At 52.1% G+C, this 14,719-nt stretch carries 14 protein-coding genes and 1 pseudogene; 8 read left to right on the forward strand and 7 right to left on the reverse strand.

The annotated features are described in order from the left end of the window. On the reverse strand, window positions 1-165 hold a 165-nt coding region (locus BGK49_RS28730; protein ID WP_047664789.1), incomplete at its 3' end, for an IS1 family transposase. A gap of 298 nt (window positions 166-463) precedes the next feature. Then, complete coding sequence (locus BGK49_RS23855; protein ID WP_000439186.1) at window positions 464-1,666, reverse strand: BaiN/RdsA family NAD(P)/FAD-dependent oxidoreductase; 1,203 nt, start codon at window positions 1,664-1,666, stop codon at window positions 464-466. A gap of 231 nt (window positions 1,667-1,897) precedes the next feature. Here BGK49_RS23855 and pitA point away from each other — a divergent pair, with 231 nt between their 5' ends. Continuing rightward, a complete protein-coding gene (gene pitA, locus BGK49_RS23860) occupies window positions 1,898-3,397 on the forward strand; it encodes an inorganic phosphate transporter PitA (protein WP_000902777.1) in 1,500 nt (499 codons plus the stop codon). A 243-nt stretch (window positions 3,398-3,640) separates the two neighbouring features. Here the strand turns inward: pitA and uspB are convergent, their stop codons facing one another. Next, complete coding sequence (gene uspB / locus BGK49_RS23865; RefSeq protein WP_000626187.1) at window positions 3,641-3,976, reverse strand: universal stress protein UspB; 336 nt, start codon at window positions 3,974-3,976, stop codon at window positions 3,641-3,643. Window positions 3,977-4,366: 390 nt separating this feature from the next. Here uspB and uspA point away from each other — a divergent pair, with 390 nt between their 5' ends. Continuing rightward, window positions 4,367-4,801 carry a universal stress protein UspA gene (gene uspA / locus BGK49_RS23870; protein ID WP_000323571.1) on the forward strand — a complete coding sequence of 145 codons (435 nt, stop codon included), beginning with the start codon at window positions 4,367-4,369 and terminating at the stop codon, window positions 4,799-4,801. Window positions 4,802-4,899: 98 nt separating this feature from the next. Here the strand turns inward: uspA and BGK49_RS31335 are convergent, their stop codons facing one another. After that, window positions 4,900-4,953, reverse strand: coding sequence for a hypothetical protein (locus BGK49_RS31335; protein ID WP_212591402.1), 54 nt, complete (start codon window positions 4,951-4,953; stop codon window positions 4,900-4,902). Between the two features lie 165 nt (window positions 4,954-5,118). Here BGK49_RS31335 and dtpB point away from each other — a divergent pair, with 165 nt between their 5' ends. After that, window positions 5,119-6,588 carry a dipeptide/tripeptide permease DtpB gene (gene dtpB, locus BGK49_RS23875; protein ID WP_001098647.1) on the forward strand — a complete coding sequence of 490 codons (1,470 nt, stop codon included), beginning with the start codon at window positions 5,119-5,121 and terminating at the stop codon, window positions 6,586-6,588. Between the two features lie 48 nt (window positions 6,589-6,636). On the opposite strand, the gene rsmJ is transcribed toward dtpB, so the two are convergent. Together rsmJ and prlC are read right to left on the reverse strand one after the other, a co-directional pair. Further along, complete coding sequence (gene rsmJ / locus BGK49_RS23880; RefSeq protein WP_000686611.1) at window positions 6,637-7,389, reverse strand: 16S rRNA (guanine(1516)-N(2))-methyltransferase RsmJ; 753 nt, start codon at window positions 7,387-7,389, stop codon at window positions 6,637-6,639. Between the two features lie 7 nt (window positions 7,390-7,396). Next, window positions 7,397-9,439: an oligopeptidase A gene (prlC, locus tag BGK49_RS23885; protein ID WP_005044568.1), complete on the reverse strand. Its 2,043-nt coding sequence runs from the start codon at window positions 9,437-9,439 to the stop codon at window positions 7,397-7,399. A gap of 202 nt (window positions 9,440-9,641) precedes the next feature. On the opposite strand from prlC, the gene rlmJ reads away from it, so the two are divergent. Both rlmJ and gorA read left to right on the forward strand, forming a co-directional pair. Next, window positions 9,642-10,484, forward strand: a complete 843-nt coding sequence (gene rlmJ / locus BGK49_RS23890) for a 23S rRNA (adenine(2030)-N(6))-methyltransferase (protein WP_005027515.1) — start codon at window positions 9,642-9,644, stop codon at window positions 10,482-10,484. A 71-nt stretch (window positions 10,485-10,555) separates the two neighbouring features. Beyond that, entirely contained in the window at window positions 10,556-11,908 is a 1,353-nt protein-coding gene (gorA, locus tag BGK49_RS23895; RefSeq protein WP_000160789.1) for a glutathione-disulfide reductase, read from the forward strand. A 53-nt stretch (window positions 11,909-11,961) separates the two neighbouring features. Here gorA and dinQ read toward each other — a convergent pair whose 3' ends face one another. Beyond that, the gene (gene dinQ, locus BGK49_RS23900) at window positions 11,962-12,045 is read right to left on the reverse strand and encodes a damage-inducible type I toxin DinQ (RefSeq protein WP_001295215.1); all 84 of its coding nucleotides are present in this window, start codon (window positions 12,043-12,045) and stop codon (window positions 11,962-11,964) included. Window positions 12,046-12,783: 738 nt separating this feature from the next. Here dinQ and arsR point away from each other — a divergent pair. The 3 genes and pseudogenes from arsR to BGK49_RS31340 all read left to right on the forward strand — a co-directional run. After that, on the forward strand, window positions 12,784-13,137 hold the full coding sequence (gene arsR / locus BGK49_RS23910) for an As(III)-sensing metalloregulatory transcriptional repressor ArsR (protein WP_000008974.1): 354 nt from the start codon (window positions 12,784-12,786) through the stop codon (window positions 13,135-13,137). Between the two features lie 54 nt (window positions 13,138-13,191). Beyond that, complete coding sequence (gene arsB / locus BGK49_RS23915; protein ID WP_000922639.1) at window positions 13,192-14,481, forward strand: arsenite/antimonite:H(+) antiporter ArsB; 1,290 nt, start codon at window positions 13,192-13,194, stop codon at window positions 14,479-14,481. A 12-nt stretch (window positions 14,482-14,493) separates the two neighbouring features. Next, window positions 14,494-14,719, forward strand: a pseudogene (locus BGK49_RS31340) (hypothetical protein); the annotation flags it as partial.

Consider the following 14,719-nt stretch of genomic DNA (forward strand, 5'->3'; position numbering starts at 1 on the left):
TTTCTGGTGCGTACCGGGCTGAGAGGCGGTGTAAGTGAACTGTAGTTGCCATGTTTTACGGCAATGAGAGCAGAGATAGCGCTGATGTCCGGCAGTGCTTTTGCCGTTACGCACCACGCCTTCAGTAGCGGAGCAGGAAGGACATCTGATGGAAATGGAAGCCACGCAAGCACCTTAAAATCACCATCATACACTAAATCAGTAAGTTGGCAGCATTACCCGCAGCATTAATGCATAGTGGTTAAGGATAAAAAAACAACAAAGTTACTGTCTTTTTCAGCCTGTTCATATTTTATAAAGATCTGGCCACTGGGTGAGTTTTCAATCATCTTTCCTTCCACCTTATATTAAGCTTGGAGGGTTTCAGTTCACGGGCTCATTAGAAAATAATCACAAGATAGCCACTATCAAAATTAGCTCATTTTTAATGCGGCTCTAATAATTTTCATCTTTAGGTAACAGGTCAGGACGACTTCGCTGCAATCAAATCCTGCGCACAAGCCCACGCACTCGACCACGCCCACTGGAAGTTATAGCCCCCCAGCCAGCCGGTAACGTCCATCACTTCGCCGATGAAGTACAGCCCAGGCACTTTGCGCGCTTCCATCGTCCGTGAAGAGAGTTCGTTGGTGTCCACGCCGCCGAGCGTCACTTCGGCAGTGCGATAGCCTTCAGTGCCGTTGGGTTGTACGCGCCAGTCGGTCAATGTGCTAATCAGTGCCTGTTGGTCACGCACGTTGAGCTGTTTTAGCGAAACATCCGGGATTTGCCCGAGTTGCTGTAAGCGTTCAACCAACCGCTTCGGTAGATGAACCGCCAGTGTGTTTTTCAGGCTCTGATTCGGATGTGCGTTACGCTGCTCATTCAGGAAGGTTTCGAGGTCCACATCCGGTAGCAGATTGATACTGACAAATTCACCCGGTTGCCAGTAGCTGGAAATCTGCAACACCGCCGGTCCAGATAAGCCGCGGTGGGTGAAGAGTAAGTTCTCACGGAAAACGGTGCCGTTTTCAGCGGTAATCACGGAAGGCACCGCCACGCCCGCCAGCACCTGTAACTCTTCGAGCAACGGTTTATGCAGAGTGAATGGCACCAGACCCGCACGGGTCGGCAGCACGTTGAGGCCAAATTGTTCGGCAATCTTATAACCAAACGGCGATGCGCCCAGCCCCGGCATTGACAGCCCACCGGTCGCGATGACCAGCTTTTCGCAACCGACAGTCATGCCGTTCAGTTCAAGCGTGAAGCCTGTTTCATCCTTCGCCACACTCAGCACTTCGCTACGCAATCTGAAGGTTACATTGCCCTTCTCGCACTCATCCACCAGCATGTCGACAATCTGCTGCGCGGAGTCATCGCAGAAGAGTTGTCCTAACGTTTTCTCGTGCCAGGCGATGCCGTGTTTATTGACCAGATCAATGAAATCCCACTGGGTAAAACGCGCGAGTGCAGACTTACAAAAATGCGGATTCTGGCTCAGATAAGCGCCTGGTTCGACATAAAGGTTGGTAAAGTTGCAGCGCCCACCGCCAGACATAAGGATTTTGCGCCCTGGTTTTTTACCATTATCGATCAGCAGAACCCGGCGTCCTGCCTGACCTGCCAGCGCAGAACAGAACATACCCGCCGCACCAGCGCCTATAATAATGGCATCAAACCTTTCCACGTTGCGCTCCTCTTAGAAAAAACGGGCGTGAATTGTAAAGATTCCTCAGTGGTCACACCAGCATCAATATTACTAAAAGGAAGTATTTGCCTGAATTATATAAGATAATTATTTTTTGAGTGAAATCCATACAGGAGGCAAATCAAAAAAAGTCTATATTTCACTTTGCCCGCGCCGCGAAAGTCACTGATAATGCGCCGCGTTCATGTCCTCAAAATGGCGTAACGTCCTATGCTACATTTGTTTGCTGGCCTGGATTTGCATACCGGGCTGTTATTATTGCTTGCACTGGCTTTTGTGCTGTTCTACGAAGCCATCAATGGTTTCCATGACACAGCCAACGCCGTGGCAACCGTTATCTATACCCGCGCGATGCGTTCTCAGCTCGCCGTGGTTATGGCGGCGGTGTTCAACTTTTTGGGTGTTTTGCTGGGTGGTCTGAGTGTTGCCTATGCCATTGTGCATATGCTGCCGACGGATCTGCTGCTTAATATGGGATCGTCTCATGGCCTTGCCATGGTGTTCTCTATGTTGCTGGCGGCGATTATCTGGAACCTGGGTACCTGGTACTTTGGTTTACCTGCATCCAGCTCTCATACACTGATTGGCGCGATCATCGGGATTGGTTTAACCAATGCGTTGATGACCGGGACGTCAGTGGTGGATGCACTCAATATCCCGAAAGTATTAAGTATTTTCGGTTCTCTGATCGTTTCCCCTATTGTCGGCCTGGTGTTTGCTGGCGGTCTGATTTTCTTGCTGCGTCGCTACTGGAGCGGCACCAAGAAACGCGCCCGTATCCACCTGACCCCAGCGGAGCGTGAAAAGAAAGACGGCAAGAAAAAGCCGCCGTTCTGGACGCGTATTGCGCTGATCCTTTCCGCTATCGGCGTGGCGTTTTCGCACGGCGCGAACGATGGTCAGAAAGGCATTGGTCTGGTTATGTTGGTATTGATTGGTGTCGCACCAGCAGGCTTCGTGGTGAATATGAATGCCACTGGCTACGAAATCACCCGTACCCGTGATGCCATCAACAACGTCGAAGCTTACTTTGAGCAGCATCCTGCGCTGCTGAAACAGGCTACCGGTGCTGATCAGTTAGTACCGGCTCCGGAAGCTGGCGCAACGCAACCCGCGGAGTTCCATTGCCATCCGTCGAATACCATTAACGCGCTCAACCGCCTGAAAGGTATGTTAACTACCGATGTGGAAAGCTACGACAAGCTGTCGCTTGATCAACGTAGCCAGATGCGCCGCATTATGCTGTGCGTTTCTGACACTATCGACAAAGTAGTGAAGATACCTGGCGTGAGTGCTGACGATCAGCGCCTGTTGAAGAAACTGAAGTCCGACATGCTTAGCACCATCGAGTATGCACCGGTGTGGATCATCATGGCGGTCGCGCTGGCGTTAGGTATCGGTACGATGATTGGCTGGCGTCGTGTGGCAACGACTATCGGTGAGAAAATCGGTAAGAAAGGCATGACCTACGCTCAGGGGATGTCTGCCCAGATGACGGCGGCAGTGTCTATCGGCCTGGCGAGTTATACCGGGATGCCGGTTTCCACTACTCACGTACTCTCCTCTTCTGTCGCGGGGACGATGGTGGTAGATGGTGGCGGCTTACAGCGTAAAACCGTGACCAGCATTCTGATGGCCTGGGTGTTTACCCTTCCGGCTGCGGTACTGCTTTCCGGCGGGCTGTACTGGCTCTCCTTGCAGTTCCTGTAATCGTACGCACCAAAACGAGCGGGTCAGCTGGCCCGCTTCAGATTGTGACATAGTGCGCTTTGTTCATGCCGGATGCGGCGTGAACGCCTTATCCGGCCTACAAAAACATGCAAATTCAATAGATTGCAGAGATTATGCAGGCCTGATAAGCGTAGCGCATCAGGCAATTTTGCGTTTGTAATCAGTCTCGAGCGGGTCAGTTTACTGGCCCGCTTTTTTTATGCGTTATTATTGCTGAAGTGCTTAATGCCAAATCATCAATGCAATCAGGCTGACCACCACCAGACCACACAATGCGCTAGTCAGAATAAACTGCCGACGCACCCGCTCACAGCGGCGAATAAACTCATCATCGTGATGATCGCGATAACGTTGGGCATAGATATACCAAACGAGACGCACCTGTTTGTTGGGTTGGCCATGTGAGGTAAAAAAGCCCCCTCCATCAACATATTGATAGAGCAATGGATCGCAGTTACGCAGTACCACTAACAACGCGCGTAGTGATGAGAAATAGCGCGCCATGTTAACAATGCAAACGACACATAAAGCCCAAAATAATGCGACGGTGCTTATCATACCTCCTCCCCGGCGACCTGCCCGCGGAGTTCCACCCCGGGGCTACCGCTCCCGATACGCTGCCAATCAGTTAACACCAGGTCCTGGAGAAACCGCTTTTGTGGTGACCAACATCCGAGCGGCTCTATAGATAGTGTAGGAGATCAGGTTGTTTTTTTTCCAGAAGGTTAACCACTATCAATATATTCATGTCGAAAATTTGTTTATCTAACGGGTAAGCAAGGCGGATTGACGGATCATCCGGGTCGCTATAAGGTAAGGATGGTCTTAACACTGAATCTTTACGGCTGGGTTAGCCCCGCGCACGTAGTTCGCAGGACGCGGGTGACGTAACGGCACAAGAAACGCTAGCTGGCCAGTCATCGACAACTTTATGGAAGGAGTAACACTATGGCTTATAAACACATTCTCATCGCGGTCGATCTCTCCCCGGAAAGCAAAGTTCTGGTAGAGAAAGCAGTCTCTATGGCTCGCCCCTACAATGCGAAAGTTTCTCTGATCCACGTAGATGTAAACTACTCTGACCTATACACCGGGCTTATTGATGTGAATCTGGGTGATATGCAGAAACGCATCTCTGAAGAGACACATCATGCGCTGACCGAGCTTTCCACTAATGCAGGCTACCCAATCACTGAAACCCTGAGCGGCAGCGGCGACCTGGGCCAGGTTCTGGTCGATGCAATCAAGAAATACGATATGGATCTGGTGGTTTGTGGTCACCACCAGGACTTCTGGAGCAAACTGATGTCTTCCGCACGTCAGCTGATCAACACCGTTCACGTTGATATGCTGATTGTTCCACTGCGCGACGAAGAAGAATAATCTTCCCTCCACGACGTGTTCCTGAACGCCCGCATATGCGGGCGTTTTGCTTTTTGGCGCGCCTTGTTACCTGATGCAGCGTAAACCCCTTATCTGGCCTACGATCTGCGTACGCAATCAAAATCTCCTGCCAATACAACATTTAACACCATCATATTTTCCATCATTAGTGTGATTAGCTGGTTATTTTCTGTTGTAATAGTGTATTAATCTATTCACCGCATCAATATTAAGAATCTCTGACAGATGTAAACTTTTTCGCGCGTTATCCCTTACGCGTTCATACTTTTCAGGATGGTATTGGAAGGTTAATAAATATGAATACAACAACACCCATGGGGATGCTGCAGCAACCTCGCCCATTTTTCATGATCTTTTTTGTCGAGTTATGGGAGCGATTCGGCTACTACGGCGTGCAGGGCGTACTGGCGGTTTTCTTCGTTAAACAGCTTGGATTCTCGCAAGAGCAGGCTTTTGTCACTTTTGGTGCTTTTGCTGCGCTGGTCTATGGCCTCATTTCCATTGGCGGCTATGTCGGCGACCACCTGCTGGGGACCAAACGCACCATTGTTCTCGGAGCACTTGTGCTGGCGATTGGCTACTTCATGACCGGCATGTCGCTACTTAAGCCTGACCTGATTTTCATCGCCCTGGGGACTATCGCTGTCGGTAACGGCCTGTTTAAAGCTAACCCAGCCAGCTTGCTTTCGAAGTGCTATCCGCCGAAAGATCCGCGGCTTGATGGCGCATTCACCCTGTTCTATATGTCGATCAATATCGGCTCGTTGATAGCGTTATCGCTGGCCCCTGTGATCGCTGATAGATTCGGTTATTCAGTCACCTACAACCTGTGCGGGGCGGGGTTAATTATCGCATTACTGGTTTACATCGCCTGTCGTGGAATGGTGAAAGACATTGGTTCTGAACCCGACTTCAAGCCGATGAGCTTCAGCAAACTGTTGTACGTATTACTTGGCAGCGTGGTGATGATCTTCGTATGTGCATGGCTGATGCACAACGTAGAAGTCGCCAATCTGGTGCTGATTGTTCTCTCCATCGTCGTCACCATCATCTTCTTTCGTCAGGCATTCAAGCTGGATAAAACCGGGCGCAATAAAATGTTTGTCGCCTTTGTCCTGATGCTCGAAGCGGTGGTGTTTTACATTCTCTACGCCCAGATGCCAACATCGCTGAACTTCTTTGCCATCAACAACGTGCATCATGAAATTCTCGGTTTTTCCATCAACCCGGTCAGCTTCCAGGCGCTTAACCCGTTCTGGGTGGTACTCGCCAGCCCAATACTGGCAGGCATTTACACGCATCTGGGTAACAAAGGCAAAGACCTCTCGATGCCGATGAAATTTACTCTCGGCATGTTTATGTGCTCACTGGGCTTTTTGACGGCGGCAGCTGCGGGAATGTGGTTTGCGGATGCACAAGGGCTGACATCGCCATGGTTTATCGTGCTGGTGTACTTATTCCAGAGCTTAGGTGAACTGTTTATTAGCGCCCTTGGCCTGGCGATGATTGCTGCCCTGGTGCCGCAGCATTTGATGGGCTTTATTCTCGGGATGTGGTTCCTGACGCAGGCTGCCGCGTTCTTGCTGGGCGGCTATGTGGCAACATTTACCGCGGTGCCGGACAACATTACCGATCCGCTTGAGACGTTGCCCGTCTATACCAACGTGTTTGGTAAGATTGGTCTGGTCACGCTGGGCGTTGCAGTAGTGATGCTGTTGATGGTGCCGTGGCTGAAACGCATGATTGCGACGCCGGAAAGCCATTAATTATTCTTGCAGAAAGCAGGGTAGCGTTATCGCTACCCTGCTTTACTTTTACACGGGCGTACCTGCATAGATATCAAAGCGATGCCCTTTAGTCACAACCGCGTTTGGCGTGGTAACATTCGCTAGCGGTGGCGCGTAGTCCGGGCGCTTTACCACCACGCGTTTGGTCGCCAGCAAGCGTGCAGGCTCCAGTAATCCATCGGCATCAAGATCCGGTCCCACCAGCGACTGAAAGACACGCATCTCTTTTTTCACTAGCGCGCTTTTCTGCTTATGCGGGAACATCGGATCGAGATAGACCACCTGCGGGCGTGGGGTAATATCGGTTAGCGTCGTCAGGCTGGAGGCGTGAATTAACTGCAACCGCTCCTGCAACCAGCCGCCGATTTCCGCATCCGCATAACCACGCGCCAGGCCGTCGTCGAGTAGCGCGGCAACCACTGGATTACGCTCCAGCATCCGCACGCGGCAGCCGACTGAAGCCAGTACAAAGGCATCGCGCCCCAGCCCTGCGGTGGCGTCCACCACATCCGGCAAATAATCGCCTTTAATGCCCACCGCTTTCGCCACCGCCTCACCGCGACCACCGCCGAATTTGCGTCGGTGCGCCATCGCTCCGCCAACAAAATCAACAAAGATGCCGCCAAGTTTTGGCTCATCACGCTTGCGCAATTCCAGATGTTCCGGCGTTAACACCAGCGCCATCAGGTTGTCTTCATCGTGCTCCAGCCCCCAGCGGGCCGCCAGAACAGATAAGGCGCCGTCTCCGGCGCCTGTTTCATCAATTAAGCAGATTTTCACTGAATGATCAGCCCTTAATGCCGTAATGCTCCAGCATCGCATCCAGCTGCGGTTCACGACCACGGAAGCGTTTGAACAGATCCATCGGCTCTTCTGAACCGCCACGGCTCAGAATGTTGTCGAGGAACGACTGCCCGGTTTCACGGTTGAAAATGCCCTCTTCCTCAAAGCGCGAGAAGGCATCTGCCGCCAGTACGTCAGCCCACAGGTAGCTGTAGTAACCTGCGGCATAACCACCGGCGAAAATATGGCTGAAAGCGTGCGGGAAACGGCCCCAGGATGGAGACGGTACTACGGCAACCAGTTTCTTGATTTCTGCCAGAGTTTCGAGGATTTTCGCACCCTGATCCGGGCGGAACTCGGCATGGAGGCGGAAATCGAACAGGCCGAACTCCAGCTGGCGCAGAATAAACAGCGCCGCCTGGTAGTTCTTCGCCGCCAGCATTTTATCCAGCAACTCTTTCGGCAGCGGTTCGCCGGTTTCATAGTGACCAGAGATAAACGCCAGCGCCTCCGGCTCCCAGCACCAGTTTTCCATAAACTGACTCGGCAGTTCGACCGCATCCCACGGCACACCGCTGATACCGGAAACACCAGCGGTTTCGATGCGGGTCAGCATATGGTGCAGGCCGTGACCGAACTCGTGGAACAGGGTGATCACTTCGTCGTGAGTGAACAGTGCCGGTTTACCATTTACCGGGCGGTTGAAGTTACAAGTCAAATACGCGACCGGTTTTTGCAGAGAACCGTCAGCTTTACGCATCTGGCCTACGCAGTCATCCATCCACGCCCCGCCGCGCTTGTTTTCACGGGCATACAGATCGAGGTAGAAGCTGCCGCGCAGTTCGTTGTTCTCGTCATACAGTTCGAAGAAACGTACATCCGGATGCCAGACATCAACATCTTTACGCTCTTTAGCGGTGATGCCGTAAATACGTTTCACCACTTCAAACAGGCCGTTAACCGCTTTGTTTTCCGGGAAGTACGGACGCAGCTGTTCGTCACTGATGCTGTAGAGGTGCTGTTTTTGTTTTTCGCTGTAGTACGCGATATCCCACGGCTGCAACTCATCGACGCCAAATTCCGCTTTGGCGAAGGCGCGCAGTTGTGCCAGCTCTTTTTCGCCTTGCGGACGCGCGCGTTTTGCCAGATCGGTTAAGAAATCCAGCACCTGCTGCGGGTTTTCTGCCATTTTAGTGGCAAGGGATTTAAAGGCGTAGTTTTCAAAGCCCAGCAGTTGCGCCAGTTCGTGACGCAGAGCGAGGATCTCTTCCATCACCTTGCTGTTATCCCATTTACCGGCGTTCGGGCCTTGATCGGAGGCGCGGGTGCTGTAAGCGCGATACATCTCTTCACGCAAGGCCTGGTTGTCGCAGTAGGTCATTACCGGCAGGTAGCTTGGGATATCCAGCGTCAGCAGGTAGCCTTCCAGCTCTTTCGCTTCGGCCTGGGCTTTTGCCGCAGCCAGCGCGCTTTCAGGCATCCCCGCCAGCTCCGCTTCGTCGGTAACGAGTTTGGTCCAGCCCATTGTCGCATCGAGGACGTTGTTGCTGTACTGGTTGCCCAGTTCAGAAAGACGGGTCGCAATTTCGCCGTAACGCTGCTGTTTCTCTTTCGGCAGACCTATGCCAGAGAGTTCAAAATCACGCAGGGCGTTATCAACCGCTTTCTTCTGCGCCGTGTTCAGCGTGGCGTAATGATCGCCATCGCGCAGGTCGCGGTACGCTTTATACAGCCCTTCATGTTGCCCTACCCAGGTGCTGTATTCCGACAGCAGCGGCAGGGTTTGCTCGTAGGCTTCACGCAGTTCCGGGCTATTTTTCACCGAGTTCAGGTGGCTGACCGGGGAGAAGATACGCCCCAACACATCGTCCACTTCCGCCAACGGCTGGCAGAGATTTTCCCAGGTGTACGGTGCCCCTTGCGCTACTACGCGCTCCACATTTTCGCGGCAATCGTTCAGCGCCTGAGTCACGGCTGGAACGACATGTTCCGGGAGAATTTTAGAAAACGGAGGCAATTCAAAGGGAGTCAGTAACGGATTCATCATTCGCGCAGTCCTGGTTAAAGAGGTTAAGGAAGCGCTCAACAGGCGCTTTACATAATGTGTGTAGCATGGGGTTAAGTGTAGTGAATTTCAATGAGAAACGTTACGCTTTCGCGGCGGCGGCCTCTTTTCGGTATACTGTCCTGATACGCTTTTGTGCGCCCCGAATACGGGCCGATTTTTACTTACCGGAACACCTTTACCCATGCTCAGTTATCGCCACAGCTTTCACACTGGCAACCACGCCGACGTCCTTAAACATACCGTTCAGAGCCTGATCATCGAGTCGCTGAAAGAGAAAGATAAACCGTTTCTCTATCTCGACACCCACGCAGGGGCCGGGCGTTATCAGTTAGGCAGCGAACATGCCGAGCGTACCGGCGAATATCTCGAAGGCATCGCCCGTATCTGGCAGCAGGACGATTTGCCCGCAGAACTGGAGGCGTACATCAATGTGGTAAAACACTTCAACCGTAGCGGTCAGTTGCGTTACTACCCCGGTTCGCCATTGATTGCTCGCCAGCTACTGCGCGAACAAGACAGCCTGCAACTGACCGAACTGCACCCGAGCGATTACCCGTTGCTGCGTTCTGAATTTCAGAAAGACAGCCGTGCGCGCGTCGAAAAAGCCGATGGTTTCCAGCAGCTTAAGGCCAAACTGCCGCCGGTTTCCCGCCGTGGTTTAATCCTTATCGACCCGCCGTATGAAATGAAAACCGACTATCAGGCGGTGGTCAGCGGGATAGCAGAAGGTTACAAACGTTTCGCCACTGGTACTTACGCACTGTGGTATCCGGTGGTGCTGCGTCAGCAAATTAAGCGCATGCTCCACGATCTGGAAGCGACCGGTATTCGCAAAATTCTGCAAATTGAACTGGCGGTACTGCCAGACAGCGATCGCCGTGGCATGACCGCTTCCGGCATGATTGTGATTAACCCGCCGTGGAAACTGGAACAGCAGATGAATAACGTGCTGCCGTGGCTGCACAGCAAACTGGTTCCGGCAGGCACCGGGCACGCCACCGTAAGCTGGATCGTGCCGGAGTAATTGCAGCCATTGCTGGCACCTATTACGTCTCGCGCTACAATCGCGGTAATCAACGATAAGGACACTCTGTCATGACTAAACATTATGATTACATCGCCATCGGCGGCGGCAGCGGCGGTATAGCCTCCATCAACCGCGCGGCTATGTACGGCCAGAAATGCGCACTGATTGAAGCCAAAGAGCTGGGCGGCACCTGCGTGAACGTCGGCTGCGTGCCGAAAAAAGTGATGTGGCACGCGGCGCAAATCCGTGAAGCGATCCATATGTACGGCCCTGATTATGGTTTCGATACCACCATCAACAAGTTCAACTGGGAAACGTTGATCGCCAGCCGTACCGCCTATATCGACCGTATTCATACTTCCTATGAAAACGTGCTCGGTAAAAATAACGTTGATGTAATCAAAGGCTTTGCCCGCTTCGTTGATGCCAAAATGCTGGAGGTAAACGGCGAAACCATCACGGCCGATCATATTCTGATCGCCACAGGCGGTCGTCCGAGCCACCCGGATATTCCGGGCGTGGAATACGGTATTGATTCTGATGGCTTCTTCGCCCTTCCTGCTTTGCCAGAGCGCGTGGCGGTTGTTGGCGCGGGTTACATCGCCGTTGAGCTGGCGGGCGTGATTAACGGCCTCGGCGCGAAAACGCATCTGTTTGTGCGTAAACATGCGCCGCTGCGCAGCTTCGACCCGATGATTTCCGAAACGCTGGTCGAAGTGATGAACGCCGAAGGCCCGCAGCTGCACACCAACGCCATCCCGAAAGCGGTAGTGAAAAATGCCGATGGTAGCCTGACGCTGGAGCTGGAAGATGGTCGCAGTGAAACGGTGGATTGCCTGATTTGGGCGATTGGTCGCGAGCCTGCCAATGACAACATCAACCTCGAAGCCGCTGGCGTTAAAACCAACGAAAAAGGCTATATCGTCGTCGATAAATATCAAAACACCAACATTGAAGGTATTTACGCGGTGGGCGATAACACGGGTGCAGTGGAGCTGACACCGGTGGCAGTTGCAGCGGGTCGCCGTCTCTCTGAACGCCTGTTTAATAACAAGCCGGATGAGCATCTGGATTACAGCAACATTCCGACCGTGGTCTTCAGCCATCCGCCGATTGGTACTGTTGGTTTAACGGAACCGCAGGCGCGCGAGCAGTATGGCGACGATCAGGTGAAAGTGTATAAATCCTCTTTCACCGCGATGTATACCGCCGTCACCACTCACCGCCAGCCGTGCCGCATGAAGCTGGTGTGCGTTGGATCGGAAGAGAAGATTGTCGGTATTCACGGCATTGGCTTTGGTATGGACGAAATGTTGCAGGGCTTCGCGGTGGCGCTGAAGATGGGGGCAACCAAAAAAGACTTCGACAATACCGTCGCCATTCACCCAACGGCGGCAGAAGAGTTCGTGACAATGCGTTAAATGTTAAAGGGCTAAGAGTAGTGTGCTCTTAGCCCTTAATTACGTTTCCGCTATCAGTTCAGAAGCTGAAGCAGAAAGCGGATCAGTTCCAGCAGCGCAATTAACGCCCCTAGAACGATGATTGCTTTATCAATCACCCGTTTTCTCCATGCGATGGAGTGAGAATGCATCCGCTTACTCATCCACTGCCTGTCACGGCGCATGTCTCATTGTTAGATAAGAACTCTCTCACTCCGGCCAGAGCATCAGTTAACGGCACCACCCGTACTTCTGACCAGGACTTTGAAAGCGTTTATGCGCATTGCCAGAGTGAAAATGCCTCAGAGCTAACTGGATAATCATACAGTACATGCAGGTTATAAAACCAGCACGTCCTTGCAATAGTTTCAGTATGGTATTAGCATTGATGCGTTAGATGGTGGCTATCTCACTCCAGTCAGAGCCACCAACTCAGGGCTGGAAAGTAAAAAACCGACGCAAAGTCGGTTTTTTTACATCCGGATTCGGACAAGGCTTAATATGACGATGACCCAGTGAAAGTATATAAATCGTCACTGCGATATATACCGAAGTGCTCCCTCCGCCAGCTGAAGAAATCGCTAATTCTTGCAATGTTAGCCACTGGCTAATAGTATTGAGCTGTTAGATAAGAACTCTCTCACTCCAGCCAGAGCCACCAACTCAGGGCTGGAAAGTAAAAAACCGACGCAAAGTCGGTTTTTTTACGTCCTGATTCAGACCTCCTTTCAAATGAATAGCCAACTCAAAATTCACACCTATTACCTTCCTCTGCACTTACATATTCGTTAAATCATATATGTTTCGACTTATCCGCTTCGAAGAGAGACACTACCTGCAACAATCAGGAGCGCAATATGTCATTTCTGTTACCCATCCAATTGTTCAAAATTCTTGATGATGAAACCCGTCTGGGCATCGTTTTACTGCTCAGCGAACTGGGAGAGTTATGCGTCTGCGATCTCTGCACTGCTCTCGACCAGTCGCAGCCCAAGATCTCCCGCCACCTGGCATTGCTGCGTGAAAGCGGGCTATTGCTGGACCGCAAGCAAGGTAAATGGGTTCATTACCGCTTATCGCCGCATATTCCAGCATGGGCGGCGAAAATAATTGATGAAGCCTGGCGATGTGAACAGGAAAAGATTCAGGCAATTGTCCGCAACCTGGCTCGACAAAACTGTTCCGCAGACAGTAAGAACATTTGCAGTTAAAAAATTTAGCTAAACACATATGTATTTTCGCATGTGTTTTATCCAGGAGGCATTATGTTACTGGCAGGCGCTATCTTTGTCCTGACCATTGTATTGGTTATCTGGCAGCCGAAAGGTTTAGGCATCGGCTGGAGTGCAACGCTCGGCGCAGTACTGGCGTTAGTTACGGGCGTGGTCCATCCGGGTGATATTCCGGTGGTGTGGAATATCGTCTGGAACGCGACGGCTGCGTTTATCGCCGTCATTATCATCAGCCTGCTGCTGGATGAGTCCGGCTTTTTTGAATGGGCGGCGCTGCACGTCTCACGCTGGGGTAATGGTCGTGGTCGCTTGCTGTTTACCTGGATTGTCCTGCTCGGTGCTGCCGTTGCCGCCCTGTTTGCCAATGATGGCGCAGCGCTTATTTTGACGCCGATTGTCATCGCCATGCTGCTGGCTTTAGGATTCAGTAAAGGCACGACGCTGGCGTTCGTGATGGCGGCCGGATTCATTGCCGATACCGCCAGCCTGCCGCTTATTGTCTCCAACCTGGTGAATATCGTTTCCGCTGATTTCTTTGGCCTCGGCTTTCGCGAATACGCCTCGGTGATGGTGCCGGTGGATATCGCCGCGATTGTTGCCACGCTGGTGATGCTACATCTCTATTTTCGCAAAGATATTCCGCAGAACTACGATATGGCGCTGCTGAAATCTCCCGCAGAAGCGATCAAAGATCCTGCTACGTTCAAAACTGGCTGGGTTGTTTTACTGCTTCTGCTGGTGGGATTTTTCGTCCTGGAACCGCTCGGCATTCCGGTGAGCGCCATTGCAGCTGTGGGCGCGCTGATATTATTTGTCGTCGCTAAACGCGGTCATGCGATTAATACGGGTAAAGTCCTGCGCGGTGCCCCCTGGCAAATTGTCATCTTCTCGCTCGGCATGTATCTGGTGGTTTATGGCCTGCGCAATGCCGGATTAACGGAATATCTTTCTGGCGTACTCAACGTGCTGGCGGATAACGGCCTGTGGGCCGCGACGCTCGGCACCGGATTCCTCACCGCCTTCCTCTCTTCTATTATGAACAATATGCCGACGGTACTGGTTGGCGCGTTGTCCATTGATGGCAGCACGGCATCTGGCGTTATCAAAGAAGCGATGGTTTATGCCAATGTGATTGGCTGCGATTTGGGACCGAAAATTACCCCAATTGGTAGCCTGGCTACACTACTCTGGCTGCACGTACTTTCGCAGAAGAATATGACTATCAGCTGGGGATATTACTTCCGTACAGGGATTATCATGACCCTGCCTGTGCTGTTTGTGACGCTGGCTGCGCTGGCGCTACGTCTCTCTTTCACTTTGTAATGAGATACTGATATGAGCAACATTACCATTTATCACAACCCGGCCTGCGGCACGTCGCGTAATACGCTGGAGATGATCCGCAACAGCGGCACAGAACCGACCATTATCCATTATCTGGAAACTCCGCCAACGCGCGATGAACGTAAGCGTGCAGCAAGAACCGTATTGACGGGGATGTGTTATTCAGTCGGCAGTGCTACGCGCCAGGGGAGCAGTTCGCCGACCCGGTTTATCGGCC

This window comes from Shigella sp. FC1544 (genome assembly GCF_001722145.1).
GTDB lineage: Bacteria > Pseudomonadota > Gammaproteobacteria > Enterobacterales > Enterobacteriaceae > Escherichia > Escherichia coli.

Coding starts and splice junctions, on each gene's coding strand:
- gorA (WP_000160789.1), top strand. CDS start 10,556: ATGACTAAACATTATGATTACATCGCCATCGGCGGCGGCAGCGGCGGT.
- uspB (WP_000626187.1), bottom strand. CDS start 3,976: ATGATAAGCACCGTCGCATTATTTTGGGCTTTATGTGTCGTTTGCATT.
- uspA (WP_000323571.1), top strand. CDS start 4,367: ATGGCTTATAAACACATTCTCATCGCGGTCGATCTCTCCCCGGAAAGC.
- arsB (WP_000922639.1), top strand. CDS start 13,192: ATGTTACTGGCAGGCGCTATCTTTGTCCTGACCATTGTATTGGTTATC.
- dtpB (WP_001098647.1), top strand. CDS start 5,119: ATGAATACAACAACACCCATGGGGATGCTGCAGCAACCTCGCCCATTT.
- pitA (WP_000902777.1), top strand. CDS start 1,898: ATGCTACATTTGTTTGCTGGCCTGGATTTGCATACCGGGCTGTTATTA.
- rlmJ (WP_005027515.1), top strand. CDS start 9,642: ATGCTCAGTTATCGCCACAGCTTTCACACTGGCAACCACGCCGACGTC.
- arsR (WP_000008974.1), top strand. CDS start 12,784: ATGTCATTTCTGTTACCCATCCAATTGTTCAAAATTCTTGATGATGAA.
- prlC (WP_005044568.1), bottom strand. CDS start 9,439: ATGATGAATCCGTTACTGACTCCCTTTGAATTGCCTCCGTTTTCTAAA.